We start from the raw sequence: 17119 nt of genomic DNA, 5'->3' as shown, positions 1-17119 counted from the left end.
GCGCGGGATCAGGGCGGGTCCGGCGTGGGCCGCGGTGCGTGCTGCCGCTCGCGCACCTCCTCGATGTCGCGCTCCAGGAAATAGTTCAGGAAGGTCCGGATCACCGCGATCGCGGCCAGTTGACCAATCGCATCCCAGTCGGTGTAGATCGAGGATTCGATGATGTCCGCCGCCAGCTGCATGGTCAGCCCGGCCACCAGCCAGCGGCCATACGCCAGCCACACCGCGCGCCGCTCCACGTTGGTCGGGTGGCCGCGCAGCGCCAGCCGCAGCGCCTGCACGAACACCACCGCCGTGGCCAGCGCGATCAGCACCAGTGCCATCGCATCGATGATGACCACGACCGGCTCGGTGACGGCGATCAGCCATGCCTTCAGAGGCGTCATGCGGGATGCTCCGGTATCGCACCTGGCGGTGGCAGAGGCGGCTCATCCCCGCTCCACGCAACGAAAGCCAAGGTGACAGGTGGAGGTGTCGATCGGCTGCGCCATCCGGGCCGCCGGCCGGTAGCGCCGGCAGTAGTTGGGCGCACACAGGTGCGAGCCGCCCTTCATGACCCGGCGCGGGATCGCACTGCGGTCGCGCGGGTCGTGGCTGCCTTCGCGCGCGCCGCCACGGGGGTTGTCGATCGCGCAGCACGGCCTGCTCTGCAGCTGGTCGTGCTGCTGGTACCAGTCGCCGGTCCATTCCCATACATTGCCGATCATGTCGTACAGGCCGTAGCCGTTGGGCGGAAAGCTGCCCACTGGTGAGGTCCAGCGGTACCCGTCTTCGTCCAGGCTGTGCCACGGGAATTCACCCTGCCAGGTATTGGCCTGATGGCGGCCCCCCGGCACCAGGCTGTCGCCCCAGGCGAACTCGCCGCTCTCTTGTCCGCCGCGCGCGGCGAACTCCCATTCGGCTTCGGTGGGCAGGTCCTTGTCCGCCCAGCGCGCATACGCCAGTGCATCGGCGACATTCACGTGCACCACCGGGTGATCGTCCAGGCCCTGAAGCGACGAGCCCGGGCCACGGGGATGCCGCCAGTCCGCGCCGGCCACGTAATGCCACCAGTTGTGCGTATTGGACAGATCGACCGCGTGCGCGGGCTGCACGAACACCACCGAGGACGGCACCAGCAGCGCCGGGTCCGCACCGGGGTAATCGGCCGGGTCCGCCGGGCGCTCGGCAGCCGTCACGTAGCCCGTTTCGCGGATGAACCGTGCGAACTCCCGATTGGTCACCGGGTACCGGTCGATCCGGAACGGTGCCACCCGCGCCTTGTGCGCCGGCCGTTCTTCGGGATAGTGATCGTTGGATCCCATCACGAAGACGCCGCCGGCGATATCGATCATGGTGTCGGCGACGACGCTCATCATTGATTGCCCGCGCAGGCTTCGCTGAGCTTGGCCAGCGCATCATCGATGGTGAAGGTGTTCGGCTTCTGGACCCGCGGGAAATCCTTGAAGGTGGCCGCGAACCTGTCGGCGATCGCATAGGCCCCGAACAGAATGTAGTCGTGGTGCAGGAACCAGTCGTAGTACGTATTCGAGGTGATGTCAGCGAACTCGTACGGGTCGGTCCTGAGGTTGTAGACCTTGGGCAGGCGCAACCGGATAAGCGGCTCGGACCAGACCTGCAGCGTGCCCTTGCAGCGCTGCTCCATGAACGAGACTTTCCAGTTGTCGTAGCGGATGGCCATCACATCACCGTCGTCGCTGAAATAGACGAACAGCTTGCGCGGGCTCTCCTTCTCCTTTCCGGTCAGGTAGCCGGTCAGGTTGACCCCGTCGATGTGGTTCTTGTAGGTCCGCCCGATCGCCTTGTAGCCCTTCTTGAGTTTCTCGCTGACATCCGGGTCGCCGGCCATCGCCAGGAAGGTCGGCAGCCAGTCGTGATGCTGCACGATCCCGTTGGCAACGGTGCCCGCGGGAATCTGGCCGGGCCAGCGCACCACCATCGGAATGCGGAACGCGCCTTCCCAGTTGGTGTCCTTCTCGCTGCGGAACGGCGTGGTGCCGCCGTCCGGCCAGGAGTTGCGGTGCGGGCCGTTGTCGGTGGAGTACATCACGAAGGTGTCCTCGGCGATGCCCAGCTCGTCGAGATAGTCCAGCAGTTCACCGACGTTCCTGTCGTGGTCGATCATGGTGTCGTGGTACGGCGACTGCCAGCGCCCGGCCTGGCCGAGGCTTTCCTTCTTGGTGTGGGTGAACAGGTGCATGTGGGTGAAGTTCACCCAGACGAAGAACGGGGTGTCGGCGTCATGCTGGCGCTTGATGAAGTCCTTGGCGGTGGCCGCGAAATCCTCGTCGCAGGTCTCCATCCGCTCCGGCGTCAGCGGCCCGGTGTCTTCGATCTTCTGCTTGCCGATCCTGCCCCAGCGTTCCTGTTCAGTGGCATCGTCCTTGTCTGTCGCCCAGCTGCGGATGACCCCGCGCGGGCCCATGGTTTTCCGGAAGTTCGGGAAGTCCTCCTCCGGGAAGTAGTCGTACATGTCCGGCTCTTCCTCGGCATTGAGGTGGTACAGGTTGCCGTAGAACTCATCGAAGCCGTGGTTGGTCGGCAGCATGTGGTTCAGATCGCCGAGGTGGTTCTTGCCGAACTGCCCGGTGGCATAGCCCTGGTTCTTGAGCAGCGCGGCAATAGTCACCAGCTTCTCGTTCATGCCGGTCGGTGCGCCGGGGATGCCGACCTTGGACAGACCGGTGCGGTACACGCTCTGGCCGGTGATGAACGACGAGCGGCCGGCAGTGCAGGACTGCTCGCCGTAGGAATCGGTGAACAGCGTGCCTTCGTTGGCGATGCGGTCGATATTGGGCGTCCGGTAGCCCATCAGGCCCTGGCTGTAGCAGCTCAGGTTGCTGATGCCGATGTCGTCGCCCCAGATCACCAGGATGTTCGGCCGCTTGCCGTTCTTGCCGGCTTTCGTGGTTGCGGACGCTTTGGGGGATGCTGCCGTTTTTGCTGTTGCCATGACACTCTCCAGGGGGATGCGTGTTGGGTTCCGGCGCCGTGCCGGCATGCGGGAACGGCCGTCAGGCGAATGGCGAGACGTTGAAGGTCATGCTGACGATCGCCAGCAGGCCGAGCAGCCACAGCAGCCCGGCGGTGATCAGGGTGAGCGAGACGGGATAGTGGCTTTCGCCATGGACCAGGCCTTCGCCGATCATGATCCGGCGTTCGGCGCGCAGGCCCTGCATGTAGCGCACGTGATAGACGATGCCCAGGGTCAGCAGCACCAGCCCGAGCCCCACCAAGGCGATGCCGAAGTTGCGCGGCGCATGCGGACGCAGCGCGGTGCCGGTCTCGAGCATGTGCCCGAAGAACTGATAGATGGTGAAGCCGAAGCCGATCAGCGACAGCGCCGTGCGGATGATCGACATGAGCGTACGGTCCGCGCTCATCCGGGTCCGCTGGAACGACATCCCGGTCCGCCGCGAAGACAGCTCGATGGACGCCTCGTCGCTGCCGCCCAGCAGTTCCTTGGCGCGCGCGATGCTCAGGGCACGGTCGCTGAGTCGTTTGGTCGGGTCGGTGTCGTTCATGGAGGGCTCGTGGCGGGGAAGGATCGGGAGTCAGTGACGGCGGCGCAGCCAGTGCGATGCGATGCGGGCGATCGGTCCTCGCAGGACCAGGTACGGCAGGAAGCCGAGCACCACCGCGATCACGAATGCTTCCAGCGGGTACTTGAAACCGCCGAACATGCGGAACTGGTAGATCACGTCCATGCCGACACCCAGCAGCAGGATCCGCGTCGTAGCGGTGACGCCCTGCCGCCAGGCGACCTTGCGCTCGCCGGCCGGGCTGTGGGTCAGAAGCCACGCGTAAGGGGTCCTGCCCGCCTTGGCGTCCTTGATGCCGTCGATCAGGGCGGTGATCAGCGCCATCGTCGGCTGCAGGAAGAAGCGGAAGGTCATGGGACCGTCGGCGCGATCGATCATGTCCGTCCAGAAGCGCGTAAGGAAATCGATCACCAGGAGCATGGCGGGATCCTTGGGTCAGGGCTCCAGCTTGGGCGGACGGCGCAGGCCGCACAATCGAGTTAGTACTGCATGCACCACAGTATTTTTACTGCGCCCGCGGCCCACGGTGGCGGCGGTATGCTCCGTGCCAGCGCGCTGCGACGCTGTGCGCCGCCCTCCTCCACTGCCCGGTCAGCCATCCGATGCGCAAGGACCAGGACCCCTATTCGCTGATGCGCGGTGGGCTGGTACACCGACTGCTGCATGCCAGCGGCGCGCTGCACGGCACCTCGCGGCTGTCGCTGTGGATCGCGCTGGGCATCGTCGTGGTCACGTTCGGGCCGATGCTGCTGCTGGCCGCCCGTGCCGGTACGCTGTGGCCCGCGCCGCCGTCGATGTCGCTGCTGGGCGACTACGCCACGCTGGCCCGCCTGCTGCTTGCCGTGCCATTGCTGGTGCTCGCGGCGCCCCGATCGGATGCACTGCTGCGCAATGCCCTGCGCCAGCTGACCCACGCCAGCCTGGTCCACCCGCGCCACCCACAATCGCTCGACGGGCTGTTGGCCAGGGTGCGGCGCTGGCGCGACAGTTGGCTGCCCGAAGCACTGTGCGTGGTGATCGCCTGGGCGCCGCTGCTGTTCGGCAGCGATACGGTAAGCCTGCTTCCCGGCATCGCCGACTGGCGGCTGGACCAGGGCAGCCTGACCGCCGCCGGGCGCTGGTACGAATGGGTCGGTGTGCCGCTGTTCCGCCTGGTGGCACTGCTGTGGCTGTGGCGCTTCGTGCTGTGGACCTGCCTGCTGTGGCGGCTGCCACGCGCCGGCCTGGTGCTGCATGCCGAGCACCCGGACGGTGCGGGCGGACTGGGGTTCCTGGGCATGGCACAGGAGCGCTTCGCCATTCTTGCGCTGGCCGGCGGCGTGCTGCTGGCCGGCGCCTGCTTCAACCACATGCAGTATCTGGGCGGGAGCCTGTATGGCCTGCGTCATCTGCTGGCCGGGTATGTGATCGGCGCGACCCTCCTCCTGGCCGCGCCGCTGCTGCTGTTGATGCCGATGATGCTGCGCGCCAAACGCCACGCGCTGTATCGCTTCGATGCGCTGGGCAACCGGGCCGCGGCGGTCTTCGATCAGCGCTGGCAGCGCACGGTGCAGGACGGCACCGCCGCCGACACCCTGCTCGACCATGGCGATGCCTCGGCCTTCGCCGATTTCAGCGGTGTCTACAAAGGGCTGAGCAGCATGTCGGTGCTGCCGTTGACGCGCTGGAACCTGCTCTGGATCGCGCTGCATGCCATCGTGCCGCTGCTGCCGCTGGTGCTGCTGGCCATGTCCGTGGACGAGCTGGCACAGAAGCTGATCGGCATCCTGGTGTGATTCCCGGCCGAACTCAGCGGCCGTCCCTGCGCAGGCCGCGCAGGGAGCGCGAGACGAACCGATCGCCCTTCAGCGCAGCGCCCACCGCCGACAGCAGGTCATCACCTGCGTCGGATTTGAGCACATAGCTGCAGGGTCCCAGCGCCATCGCGCGGGTCACCATCTGCGGATCGGCATGCACGGTGATGAAGACCACGCCCAGTACCGGGCGCTGCAGGCGCAGACGACGGACCGCCTCCAGCCCATCCATCTCGGGCATGGCGATATCGGTCACCACGACATCAGGCAGCATGCTCTGCGCGGCCTGGACCAGCGAAGCCCCGTCCTGCACCAGGCCGATCACCTGGTATTGCTGGGACAGCAGCCCACGAAGCTGGCGCCCCATGGCACACCCGTCTTCGGCCAGCAACACACGAACCGCATTCATCGCACTCGCCCGTTGGACGCCTGCGCCATGGTGCGGGGGGTGCTGCGCGGGCGACAAGGGGAAAACAACCGTGGCCGGGCAAGTAAAACTACTTGCCCGACCACGCCCGCGTGTTCCTAGTGACGGATGAGGCCTTCCTGCTCGGCCTTGCGCACCAGCTCGAGCGTGCCGTGAACGCCCAGCTCCTGCATGATCGCGTACTTGTGCGACTCGATCGTGCGCACCGAGACGCCCAGCTCATAGGCGATCTGCTTGGAACGCAGGCCCCGCGCGACGTACTCCAGGATCCGCAGCTGTTTTTCGGTCAGCACATACTGGCACCGCCCGGCGCACAGGACCGCGCTGGCCGCCAGCGTGGGGGTCACGTAGGTCTGCCCGTCCATGACCCCATTGATGGCCCGCACCAGCTCATCGCCGGCCGAGCTTTTCAGGATGTACCCCTGTGCGCCGGCACGAATCGCCTCGGCCGCCATGCTCGATTCATCGTGCATGGTCAGGAACACGAACGGCGTCCTGCAGCCCTCGCTGCGCACCTGGCGCATCACCTCGATGCCACTGAGCCCGGGCATGCTGATGTCCGACACAACGACATCGGGTACTTCGCGGTGCAGCGAGTCCAGCAGCTCTTCGCCGGAGGACACCAGTTCGATCGACGCGAAGCACTCCATGAGCAGGCGTTCTATGCCCTGCGCGACCAGCATGTGGTCGTCGGCAACCACGACCTTCCGGAATGGAACCTCAATCAACTGCGCACACGAAATGCCCATTGCATTTTCTCCGTTGACATCAATCTTCCCCTGATTGAACTGCCGGTGCGGCCGCCTCACTGCTGACTCCATGGCCGGATCGCGTTGACCACGCGATCGGCTTCCCCCCTGCAGCGCGTTGAAAATGCGAGACGCCTTGTGATGGCATCGTGACGCGCACAAGTCTGAATCCCTCATGTTCGGCCATGCCGTGTGGCGTTTGCGCCGGCATCGCGATTCAGCCGCGCAGCGTGTCCTTGGGACATTCCCCGAAGACATGCCGGTACAGGATCGAGAACCGGCCGAGGTGGGAAAACCCGAAGCGCAATGCGATGTCGGTCACCGTGCCGCGCTCGTCAGCGTGCAGCAGCGCCGTCCGCGCACGATTCAGGCGTGCCAGCTGATGCCAGTGGCAGGGACCGTGACCGTATGCGTCACGAAACAACCGCTCGATCTGGCGTTCCCCTACCCCCAGCGCCAATGCCAGGGCGCGGCTGTCGAAGGGGCGCTCCAGGTGGGCCTTGAGGTAGTCCTCCGCGCGCCGTACCAGTGCATCGCGATGGCGGGCCGATCCCCAACCATCCAGCCGCCGGGCCGGGCCCGCATCGCCGGCACTGACCGCCTCCACGAACGCCCCCAGCAACAGCGATGCCTGCGCGGCCATCTGCGCCGGCGTGATCACGCCTTCCCAGGCGGCCGCTGCTTCCAGTGCCTTGAACACCGCATGGCGCACTCCCTCAGCCGCTGGCGGCGGTGTGGGCCGCGTATGCCAGCCCGTGCGGGGCAACCGCAGTTCCCGCCCGACCCGCAGCACCGCCTCACGCTGCAGGACCTCGCGCGGGATGAGCAGCACTGCCCATTGCCAGCCGCCAGGACTGGGGCGGACGTTGAGCTCGCTGTCTTCGGCAAACACCATGACCTGCCCGACCTCGACCAATCGCCCATTGGCCCACATCGGTCGCTCGCAGGAGATCGCCAGGGCCAGCGCGATCATGCCCTGCGCGAAGCTGCCGCTGGCGAAAATCGGCAGCGTGTACGCGCCGCTGTCCAGGCTGAATTCCGGAAACACCAGCCGCTGCAGGCACGCGCGGAAATGCCCCGCCGCCAGCAGACGCTGCTCGAAGCGGGTATCGCGCACCACGCCAAGCAGCGCATCGGCGTCGAAGCCGTCGACCACGAAGCGGGTGTAAGGGGCCATCGGTTCGTCCATGCCAGCTCCCTCGGAACACGTCGGAATTCGGATAGCGCGCGAGTGGACAACCTGCTTACATCGGCGCGATTGTGGGGTGGAAGCGACACATCGACAAGCGGTGATCGCTCAGGGGGCCCACAAGCGTGAAATGCATCACATCGAGGCCGGCGCACGTGTGCCACCGCCGCGCGGCGGTGCCAGCGAGGCCAACGAACCGAAGCCTGCTCACGCCTACCCGAGGTACCCGTGCCAGCGATTGCGAGCGTGAAACAACCCGTGTCCGTGTACCACGACTCCGGCATCCCACCGGACGATCCTACCCGCACCTCTCCCTCCACGCCCCCGTCACGCGATCTTCGCGCATCGCTCACCCAGGTGCTGCCGCTGGCACTGGGTTGCCTGCTGGGGCAGCTGTTGCCGACGCTGGCTCAGATGCCGGGTTTCCGGTTGCATGTCCTCTGGATTCCCGGCCCGCTGCTGCTGGGCTGGTTGCTGTTCACCCCTCGCGCGGCGTGGCGGACCTGTGTGTTGTCGGCCTTCGCCGGTACCGTGCTGGCGTTTGTTCTGGTGCCGTTCGTGGTCTTGCCACGGCTGCTTGCCAGCGCGGCCGAATTCGCCTCGGTGGTTGCCGTGGCGTGGCTGCTGCTGCGCTGGCGGGGCGCGCGGGCACCGCTGGAAGGCTATCGGGAGATCGGCCTGTTCGTGTTGCTGGGCTGTGTGCTGCTGCCGATCGCCTGTGCATGGTGGCAGGCGCTGCTGTTCGCCGGCGGGCCGCAGGGCATGGCGCCGGGTGCGCTGCTCACCCTGGTGTTGTGCAGCAGTGTCAGCTATCTGTTGATCGTGCCCCCCATCGTCAATCTGGCGCGCATCGTGCAGCGCCCGGAGCGCCGGCATGGGTGGCAGTGGCAGCCGGTGATCATCGCCATCACCCTGCTCGGCGGGCTCGGCATTGTCTGGGGCGTGAACTGGTCCGATGGCGTGATCACGCCGCTGCTGGTACTGGCACCCATCCCGCTGCTGGTCTGGGCGTTGATCGTGTTTGGCGTTGCCGGTGCCAGCATCGGCATGCTGATCGTGGCGCTGCTCGGCATGCAGCTGAGCATGTAAGGCGTGGGTCCGTTCGCGTACTGGACACCGGACCGCGACCTCATCACCGCACAGGTGTGGACGCTGTGCACCGGGTGCGCACTGTTGTTCCTGGGCGCGTTGTCCGAACAGAAGCTCTCCAACCACCTCAACCTGCAGCAGGCCTATCGACGCCTGGGCGAGCTGACCGGACGGATGCTGGTGGTGCAGGAGGAAGAGCGCACCCGCATCGCGCGCGACCTGCATGACGACGTCAACCAGTCGCTGGCCGCGATTTCTATCTGCCTGAGCGCGCTGCGCAATCAGATTCCAGAGGCCGAACGCCACGCCGTGGTCGAACTGCAGGAGCAGCTGCTGATCGTCTCCAACGACATCCGATCGATCTCCCATGAGCTGCACCCGAGCATCCTGCGTTTCACCGGCCTGGCCAGCGCACTGGATGCGTTCTGCATCAAGCGCAACGCGCGCGGCGCCCTGCGGGTGCGATGCCGCATCGAGAATCCTCCGCGTCTCAGCGATGACCACGAACTGAGCCTGTTCCGGATCGTGCAGGAGGCGGTCAACAACGTGGACAAGCATGCGCACGCGGCCAACGCGCATGTCCTGGTCGGCATCCGCGGCGGCCAGATGGTGTTGCAGGTGGACGACGATGGCGTCGGCATGGCGGGCCAGACGGTGCCATCCCCCTCCCCCGGCCTGGGCATGATCAGCATGGAAGAGCGGGCGCGCCTGCTGGGTGGCAGCCTGAAGGTCGGCCCGAGCCCACTCGGCGGTACCCGCATCGAGGTCCGCTTCCCGATGGGTGACGCCGCGCAGGACATCGCGGCGGCACACGCCGGGCGCCCGTAGAACTACTGGCCGTGCGCGCGTAGAAAGGCGGTTGTGCCTTGCACGGCCGCCGTACACAGTGGCGCGACAGCCCCTGCGGAGAACGACATGCACAGGAAGGCCATGCTCCACCCGCGCCGTCAGGTCGCGTCCTTGTTGATCGTGGCGTCGCTGCTGACCGCCTGCAGCTCGGCGCCGCCGCTGTCCACTGCGCCTTCACCGCCCCCTGCACCCGCCAGCGTCGTCGCGCCCGCGCCCGCGCCGGTGCCGGAACTGCGCCCCGGCGTGCCAGCGGGCTATCTGGGCCGGTCGCTGCCCGACAGCCTGGCCCTGCTGCCGCCGCCCCCGGCCAAGGGCTCGGCCGCCTTCGCGCAGGACCAGGCGATCCACCGCGCGGCGCAACAACTGCGTTCGAGCCCGCGCTATGCCTTGGCAACCACCGATTCGGACCTGCGCTTTCCGCAGGTCGCCAACACCTTCTCCTGCGCACTCGGGGTACCGGTCAGCCAGCAGGCGACGCCGACGCTGTACCTGCTGCTGCAGCGGACCCTGGTGGACGCCGGGCTGGCGACCTATGCGGCCAAGGATCACTACAAGCGGGTGCGGCCGTTCGTCTTCCACAAGGAAGGCACCTGCGCACCGGCCGACGAGGCTGCGCTGCGCGGCGACGGCTCCTACCCGTCCGGACATACCGCGATCAGCTGGACCTGGGCACTGCTGCTGACCGAGCTCAGCCCGGACCAGGCCGATGCGCTGCTCGCGCGCGGCCGTGCCTTTGGCGAGAACCGGCTGATCTGCAATGCGCACTGGCAGAGCGACGTGCTGGAAGGCCGTGCCATCGCCGCCGGTGCACTGGCCAAGCTGCACGCCAACGCCGACTTCAGCCGCGACATGGCACTGGCCCGCACGGAGATCCAGTCGCTTCGTGGCCACGGTGTGCAGCCCACGGGCTGTGAGGCCGAGAAGGCCGCGCTGGCCATCCGGATACCCGGGGTGCTGTAGGCCCCGACGAGGGCCACGTAGACGCCGCGACCGCAAGCTTTGCCAGCGTCGCCTGGCCAGCCGCATCGCGTGGGCTGCACACGCCCGTCACGCCACGCTTATGCCTGCAAAAAAGATGTCGTGGACTGCATCCGCCCCGCCACTCCTGCCGTACCTGATGGTGCGTCACACCGGCGCATCCATTTGGGAGTTTGGTCATGAAGATCCAGTTCGCAGGCCTCGTACTGATCGGTTGTCTCGCTGCCACGTCTCCGCTCGTCTTCGCGCAGGCACCGGCCGCGCCCATGGCGGCACACAGCAATCCGATGGTGGGCGGCGCGGCGATGTATGCCAACAAGGACATCATCGACAACGCCGTCAATTCCAAGGACCACACCACCCTGGTGGCAGCGGTCAAAGCGGCAGGCTTGGTGGATACGCTGAAGGGTGCTGGCCCGTTCACCGTGTTCGCACCGACCAACGCGGCATTCTCGGCGCTGCCCAAGGGCACCGTGGAGGGGCTGCTCAAGCCCGAGAAGAAGGCAGACCTGACCCGGATCCTGACGTACCACGTGGTCCCGGGCGCGGTCACCAGCACCGACCTGATGGCCAGGATCAAACAGGGCGGCGGCAAGGCCAACCTGACCACGGTTGAAGGCGAGGCACTGACGGCCCGCGTGGTCGGCAAGGGCATCACCGTGACCGACAGCAAGGGTCAGGTGGCCCATATCACCATTGCCGACGTCAAGCAGAGCAATGGCGTGATCCACGTGATCGACAAGGTGCTGATGCCGTAACCGGACAAGGCGGCCGCAGTTCGCCTGCGGCCGCCCCGGGTGGCTGGAAGAGATGACCTGGCGCGGCGTCTTCAGAACGATGACGGGGGAGACATCACGCTGCGCGGACGGCGCGCCAGGTCAAGACGGTCCCTCACCGGCGCATGCGTGCGCCGGCGGGGTAAGCGATGCAGCGCGATGCGACCCCGCCTGCTCAGCGTGGTAAGGCTTTGCCGGACAGCTCGACGCGCCGGTTGGGCGCCAGGCATACGATCAGCGCCTTGCGCTGCGCCTGCGCGCACTGCACGAGTGGATCGGCCTTGCCCCGCCCTTCGGCGATGATCGCGCCCGCCGGCACCCCGCCGGCAATCAGGGCATCGCGCACCGCCTCGGCGCGCCGCTGGGACAACACCAGGTTGTAGCGATCACTGCCGATCCGGTCCGTGTAGCCGATTACCTGGATGGTCTGCACCCGGCTGGCATCGCGGACCTGCTGCAGGAGGGTATCGACGTTGCGACGCCCTTCGGGTGTGAGCATGGCGCTGTCGAAGGCGAACATCGCATCGGCGGCCAGCCGCAGCGGCTCGCTCGGCATCGGCGCAGGCGCAGGCGCAGGTGCCGGCGGTGCCTGCGGACGCGGCGGATCAAGCACGGCCGCACAGGCTTGGGGCTTCCAGTGCGCCGCCTGGGCGATGCCCTTGCCGTCGAAGTCGACCTTGAACTGGCAGGTGAAGTAGTCGCCCCCCGGTGTACTGCGGAAGTTGAACAGGTAGTTCCATTCGTGCACGCCCCACATGCCCTCGCCGAAGTGCGGGGTGCCGAGCAGTACGTAGAGCTGACGTTTGCTCATGCCACGGGCGAACAGGCGCAGGTTGTCGACGTCCACGAACAGACCCTCCTTCAGCGTGGCTTTGCGGGGATCAGGAAAGTTCGTCGCCTCGGCGTCGGCGACGCTGTCCGGTGGCGTGGCGCGTTGCCCGCCGTGGCTGGCGCAGGCACCCAACAGCAGCGCTGCCAGGCTCAGGCCCAGCGAGCGCAGCAGCGGCACCTGGGTAATGGATGTGGGCTGCATGGACATGGTGTTCCCCCTGTGTACGTTGTTTGCGGGCCGATGGCCCGGTGCCGGTCGATGACCGGCACCGGACGCGGTCACCACTGGATGCCGGCACCTACCGCGACACCACCATCGCCGCGGCTGTTGGTCGAACCGCTGAACTTGTAGATCCAGCGGCCGCCCTCGGAGACCCCCGAGATGCCCACGGCCACGCCGGATTCACCGTTGAAGCTGCCTGCGGCCAGCGAGGCCATGCTGCGGCCGGCCTCATACGGCTGCGGCAGCGCCGCCACCGCCATCGCCGAGGCCACACCGGCCGAGGCACGGTTGTCGGTCTTCTGCAGATTGCGGTCGAACGAGTCCATGCGCTCGTCGGTATACGCCTTGGACCAGTCCAGGGTCTGGGCCATGCCGCTGCGCAGCTGGTCCACGTTGACCGCGTCGGTCCCGGCGGTACCGGCGGCGACATTGCGTACCGTGGTCGGTCCGGTGGCGGTGCTGCCCAGGGTCACGCTGTTGAGGTTGGTGGTGCCGTTGACGTTGGAGTCGTAACGGATCGTGCCCTGCTGCGAGGCCTGCAGCTGGCGGACATTGACCGCGTCGGTGGCGTCGCTGCCGTCGGCGACGTTGGCGATCTGGCGCTCCGCCCCGCTGCTGCCCACCGAGACCGTGTTGGCACGGTTGGCCACCGAGCCGGCACCCAGGGCGACACTGTTGCTGCCCTGCGCACTGGCCCCGTTGCCCAGCGCGGTGGCGTTGTCGCCCGCGGAAGCGGCGCCGGCACCACCGGCCACGGCGTTGTCGCCGGAGGCCGAGGGTGCAGCCAGGTTCTGCGTATTGTTGACCTGGAACATGCCGGAGGTGCCGTTGTTGATGTTGTTGATCTGCGTATCCGTGTAGGCCTTTGACTCGTTGATCGCGTAGTTCACGCCGTTCTGCAGCTGGCCGACATTGACCGCGTCGTAGCGCTCGGAACCATCGGCCACATGGGTGACCTTGCGCTCGGCCCCGGTACTGCCGACGGCCACTTCGCCCACCGAACTGCTGGCCCCGGTCTGGCCGTAGGCACCGGTGTACCCCGTCTGTGCCCCCACGCTGGCGACCGAGCCGGCGCCGAGCGCAACGCTGTTGTCCGCACTGGCGCTGGCGCCGTCACCGATGGCCGCACTGCCACTTCCGGCGGCGCTGGCCAGCGGCCCGATCGCGATGCTGTCGGCACCGCCCGCAGTGGCCGCGCCCTTGGTCGAGTTCACCTGCACGTACTGGCTGTTGCCACCCGGCTGGATCTGGTCGATGCGGGTGTTGAGGTTGGTCAGCGAGGCATCCACCGCCGAGAAGGCCACGGTGACATCGCTGTAATCGTTGGCGATGACACTGCCGTCGGTGGCGATGGAGGAGATGCGGAAGGTCGGCGCCGTCCAGATCCCGGTGTTGCCGTCGAAGTTGGTGGTGCCGCCGAAGTACCCCACCAGCGCATTGTTGGTCTGGAACAGCTGGTTGCCATTGACCGCATCCAGGCTGCCGGCCAGCACGCGACCCTCGGCCAGGTTGGTCAGTGCGACCGCCGCGCCACTGCCATCACCGGCCAGGGTGATGGTGTTGGTGGCATTGCCGCTGGCATCGGCGTCGTACTTCACCGCCAGGCGGTCCACGGTGTCGGTCTGGTCGGCGACGTTGGCCAGCGAGGTGCTGACCGCATCGAAGGCACTGCCGACGTTGTCATAGCTGCCGGCGGTGACCTGGCCATCGCTGGCGACGTTGTTGATCGTGTAGGTCGGCGCGCTGACCATGCCGGTGGCGTCCAGCGCCGCCCCACCGCCGAGGTGGGTGGCCACGGCCTGGTTGGCGGCGAACAGCTGGGCCCCGTTGATCGCCTCGCTGCTGCCGGCCGTGACGCTGCCAGCGGCGAGGTTGCTCAGCGTGGTCGCACCGCCGCCGTTGCCCAGCGTGGCGCTGGCGTAGTTCACGCTGCCATCCGGGTTGAGGTCGTAGCGCAGCGCGCCCTGTTCGGAGGCTTCCAGCTGGCCCAGATTGACGGCATCGGTGGCCTGGGTACCGGCCGCCACGTTCACCACCTGGCGCTCTGCGCCGGCTGCACCGACGGAGACCGTGTCCGCGCGATCTGCCACCGCGCCGGCACCCACGGCGATGCTGTTGGCCGCCGTGGCCGAGGCCCCCATACCGACGGCGATGCTGTCCAGGCCGGCAGCGGCGGCCTCTGCACCGGTGGAATTGATTTTCAGGTAGCGGCTGCCGACCCCGTTGCGGATGTCGGTGATCTGCGTGTTGAGGTTGACCAGCGAGCCATCGACGGCGGAGAAGGCGTCGCTGGCGTTGTCGTACACGCCCTGGGCCACTGCGCCGTCGCTGGAGATTGTGGAGATCTGGAAGCTCGGTGCGGTCCACGCACCGGTGGCGGGATCGAAGGCAGTGACGCCGCCGAAGTAGTCCACGATCGCACTGTTGGTGTCGAACAGCTGGGCGCCATTGACCGCCTCGGTGCTGGTCGCGTTCACCGCGCCATCGGCGAGGTTGGCAATGGTGCTGGTACCGGTGCCGGCGCCCAGTGTCACGCGGCGGTAGTTGGCACCGCCTGCACCATCATCGTCGTAGGTCACCGCCAGCGTGCCGACCGCGTCGATCTGCGAGATCGCGCCCTGCAGCTGGGCGACGTTGACCGCATCGGTGGCGGCACTGCCGGCGGCCACGTTGCTGATCTGGCGCTCGCCACCGGCGAAGCCGACCGAGACTTCACCAGCCGATACCTGCGGCGCGCTCAGCCCGTAGGCACTGTAGCTGGCCTGCGCACCGCGGTTGGCGGCGGAGCGGTAGCCCAGCGCAACGCTGTTGGCCTGGGTGGAGGTGGCCTCCGCACCGAGGATGGTCTGGCCGTTGGCCGTGCCCTTCGCACTGTCGCCGACGACCACCGAGTGGCCCATGCGCGCGGCGTAGTCGGCGGTCGGCACGCCGGTGGGGTCGGTCGGATCGTTGAGCCCGGCGCCCGGGAACGCGATGTTGGCGTCCTGCCGCGGCAGCTCATGGCGTGCGTTGGCGCCGATCACCACTTCCTTGGAGCCATTGGCAAACGCCCCATCGCCAACCAGCACCTGGTAATCCTGCGCGGCGTTGACCGCCCAGCAGTCCACGCTGGCCACCAGCAGGTTGAGGCACTTGTTCGACCATGCCGGCGACCCGTCCGGCAACACCAGGCCGAGCAGGCCATTGGGATCGCCGTTGTTGATGTTGTAGATGTAGCTGTCGGAGGTGACGCCGCCGATCAGGGTCAGGTGCGAGCTGCCCCCGGTGCTGGCGTTGCCCAGCCCATCGAGCAGCGTGCCGACCGGGCTCAGGTTGACCACCGGCAGGCCCAGCACGTTGGTGACCGAGTAGGTCTGCATCACGTTGGCGCTGCTCACCGCCAGGTTGCCATTGCGCACGTAGCCGTCGCCACCCAGCAGACCCTGCGCGGTGGGCCCGACCAGCTGCGAGAGCGAGCCGACCAGGCCACCGGTACCGATGATCAGGCCAGCGTTCGGATCGGCCGGGGCCGGTCCTTTCGGACTGCCCGGCGGCAGCGACGTCGGTGCCGGGAACACGGTGCCCAATATCGGCGTGGTGACCGCGCCAACCGCGCCGAGCACGGGCGTCGTGATCGCACCCACTGTCGTGCCGACGCCATCAAGGAGGCCGCCGACCGCACCACCGACACCGTTCAACAACCCTCCCAGTGCGTTGCCCAGCCCGTTCGGCGCCAGCGCCATCGAACTGGTCTGCACGGCGCTGACGCCGGCATCGACCAGCTTGGGATTGCGATCGGCCGCATCGACCACGTGGCCCAGTGCATCCACGCGCACACCACCGGCGACATTGCTGGCCAGCGACGCCTGGACCGCATCCGGGGCATCGGGCGTGACCGTGGCCTCGGCGATCAATGCCGCCTTGGCCTGCACCTCGGCGGCCGCAAGGCGCGCCTGGGCAGCCGCATCGACCTTGGTTTCCAGCGCCGCCTTGAGCGGGGCCGGCGCAGCGGCAACGGCCACGTTCGCTGTCGCGTTCGCATCGGCCCTCACGGCCAACCTGCCATCGGCGGTGGCAGCCAGTCGCGCATCCGCCTTGACCGGCGCCTGCACCGCTGCTGCCGACGGTGCCTGCGTGGCCACGGCGTCGACGGCGGCGTGTGCGTTCAGTGCTGCTCCGTTGCCGGTGCCGCCTGCAAGACCCAGGTCGGCCAACGCCGCCACCTGTGCGGTTGGTGCAGCGACGCGCCGGGGCAGCTCCGCACTCAACTGTGCGGCGGTCTGCACCTGCAGTGCCGGCCGACCGTGGGCCGCCTGTGCACCCAGGTTGAGGTTGACGTTGGTATCCACGCTCAACAGTGGCGTGGTGCCACGATCACGTGCGGCCGCCGCCAGCGCCACTTCTGCATCGAGCTTCACCGGCAACGGCGCGGTGTACTTGGCAGCCAGTGCCTGCAGGTCGTTGAGTGTCTGGTTCTCGCCTGCCCATGCACTGCCCGTGCACAGCGCCAGCGACAGACCCAGCGAGAGCACCGACATCGGCACCTTCAGGTGCACCACCACCGGCCCGGCGGCCAGGCTGCCGCGCGCAGTGGCGATTTCGGACACGACCACCAGGGCATTCAGCCGGTGGCTCCACACCAATCGAAAGATACGGTTCATCAGGTATTCCCCCGTGTACGGACGCGTTGAACA

General features: G+C 67.4%; 15 protein-coding genes. 5 read left to right on the top strand and 10 right to left on the bottom strand.

Translation table 11 applies throughout. The features are described 5' to 3' along the window. Positions 1-8: 8 nt before the first annotated feature. From PV764_RS14000 to PV764_RS13980, 5 genes are all read right to left on the bottom strand, one after another. Complete coding sequence (locus PV764_RS14000) at positions 9-386, bottom strand: DUF1622 domain-containing protein (RefSeq protein ID WP_399617673.1); 378 nt, start codon at positions 384-386, stop codon at positions 9-11. Positions 387-428: 42 nt separating this feature from the next. After that, on the bottom strand, positions 429-1355 hold the full coding sequence (locus tag PV764_RS13995; RefSeq protein ID WP_399617670.1) for a formylglycine-generating enzyme family protein: 927 nt from the start codon (positions 1353-1355) through the stop codon (positions 429-431). Next, a complete protein-coding gene (locus PV764_RS13990) occupies positions 1355-2953 on the bottom strand; it encodes an arylsulfatase (RefSeq protein ID WP_421116890.1) in 1599 nt (532 codons plus the stop codon). The genes PV764_RS13995 and PV764_RS13990 overlap by 1 nt, the downstream gene beginning before the upstream one ends. A 61-nt stretch (positions 2954-3014) precedes the next feature. After that, positions 3015-3524 carry a YidH family protein gene (locus tag PV764_RS13985; protein WP_080341545.1) on the bottom strand — a complete coding sequence of 170 codons (510 nt, stop codon included), beginning with the start codon at positions 3522-3524 and terminating at the stop codon, positions 3015-3017. Positions 3525-3554: 30 nt separating this feature from the next. Then, a complete protein-coding gene (locus PV764_RS13980; protein ID WP_046273555.1) occupies positions 3555-3962 on the bottom strand; it encodes a hypothetical protein in 408 nt (135 codons plus the stop codon). A gap of 182 nt (positions 3963-4144) precedes the next feature. Between PV764_RS13980 and PV764_RS13975 the strand changes: the two genes are divergently transcribed. Then, positions 4145-5317 carry a hypothetical protein gene (locus PV764_RS13975; RefSeq protein ID WP_421116889.1) on the top strand — a complete coding sequence of 391 codons (1173 nt, stop codon included), beginning with the start codon at positions 4145-4147 and terminating at the stop codon, positions 5315-5317. Positions 5318-5330: 13 nt separating this feature from the next. Here the strand turns inward: PV764_RS13975 and PV764_RS13970 are convergent, their stop codons facing one another. The 3 genes from PV764_RS13970 to PV764_RS13960 all read right to left on the bottom strand — a co-directional run bounded on the left by PV764_RS13970 (position 5331) and on the right by PV764_RS13960 (position 7688). Further along, entirely contained in the window at positions 5331-5744 is a 414-nt protein-coding gene (locus PV764_RS13970) for a response regulator (protein ID WP_421116888.1), read from the bottom strand. Positions 5745-5860: 116 nt separating this feature from the next. After that, the gene (locus PV764_RS13965) at positions 5861-6583 is read right to left on the bottom strand and encodes a response regulator transcription factor (protein WP_421116887.1); all 723 of its coding nucleotides are present in this window, start codon (positions 6581-6583) and stop codon (positions 5861-5863) included. 145 nt (positions 6584-6728) lie between these two features. After that, positions 6729-7688: a helix-turn-helix domain-containing protein gene (locus tag PV764_RS13960; protein ID WP_421116886.1), complete on the bottom strand. Its 960-nt coding sequence runs from the start codon at positions 7686-7688 to the stop codon at positions 6729-6731. 270 nt (positions 7689-7958) lie between these two features. On the opposite strand from PV764_RS13960, the gene PV764_RS13955 reads away from it, so the two are divergent. The 4 genes from PV764_RS13955 to PV764_RS13940 all read left to right on the top strand — a co-directional run bounded on the left by PV764_RS13955 (position 7959) and on the right by PV764_RS13940 (position 11374). Continuing rightward, positions 7959-8789 (top strand): hypothetical protein, encoded by an 831-nt coding sequence (locus PV764_RS13955; RefSeq protein WP_421116885.1) that lies wholly within the window; start codon positions 7959-7961, stop codon positions 8787-8789. Between the two features lie 3 nt (positions 8790-8792). Continuing rightward, positions 8793-9617 (top strand): sensor histidine kinase, encoded by an 825-nt coding sequence (locus PV764_RS13950; RefSeq protein ID WP_421116884.1) that lies wholly within the window; start codon positions 8793-8795, stop codon positions 9615-9617. Between the two features lie 102 nt (positions 9618-9719). Further along, positions 9720-10598: an acid phosphatase gene (locus PV764_RS13945; RefSeq protein WP_421116883.1), complete on the top strand. Its 879-nt coding sequence runs from the start codon at positions 9720-9722 to the stop codon at positions 10596-10598. 197 nt (positions 10599-10795) lie between these two features. Then, positions 10796-11374, top strand: coding sequence for a fasciclin domain-containing protein (locus tag PV764_RS13940; RefSeq protein ID WP_421116882.1), 579 nt, complete (start codon positions 10796-10798; stop codon positions 11372-11374). Between the two features lie 193 nt (positions 11375-11567). Here PV764_RS13940 and PV764_RS13935 read toward each other — a convergent pair whose 3' ends face one another. Together PV764_RS13935 and PV764_RS13930 are read right to left on the bottom strand one after the other, a co-directional pair. After that, entirely contained in the window at positions 11568-12425 is an 858-nt protein-coding gene (locus PV764_RS13935) for an OmpA family protein (protein ID WP_421116947.1), read from the bottom strand. A 77-nt stretch (positions 12426-12502) separates the two neighbouring features. Beyond that, positions 12503-17086: a YadA-like family protein gene (locus PV764_RS13930; protein ID WP_421116881.1), complete on the bottom strand. Its 4584-nt coding sequence runs from the start codon at positions 17084-17086 to the stop codon at positions 12503-12505. Positions 17087-17119 lie beyond the last annotated feature (33 nt).

This window comes from Stenotrophomonas sp. AS1, from assembly GCF_048957655.1.
GTDB lineage: Bacteria > Pseudomonadota > Gammaproteobacteria > Xanthomonadales > Xanthomonadaceae > Stenotrophomonas > Stenotrophomonas bentonitica_A.
This window is presented reverse-complemented; position numbering and strand designations above follow the sequence as displayed.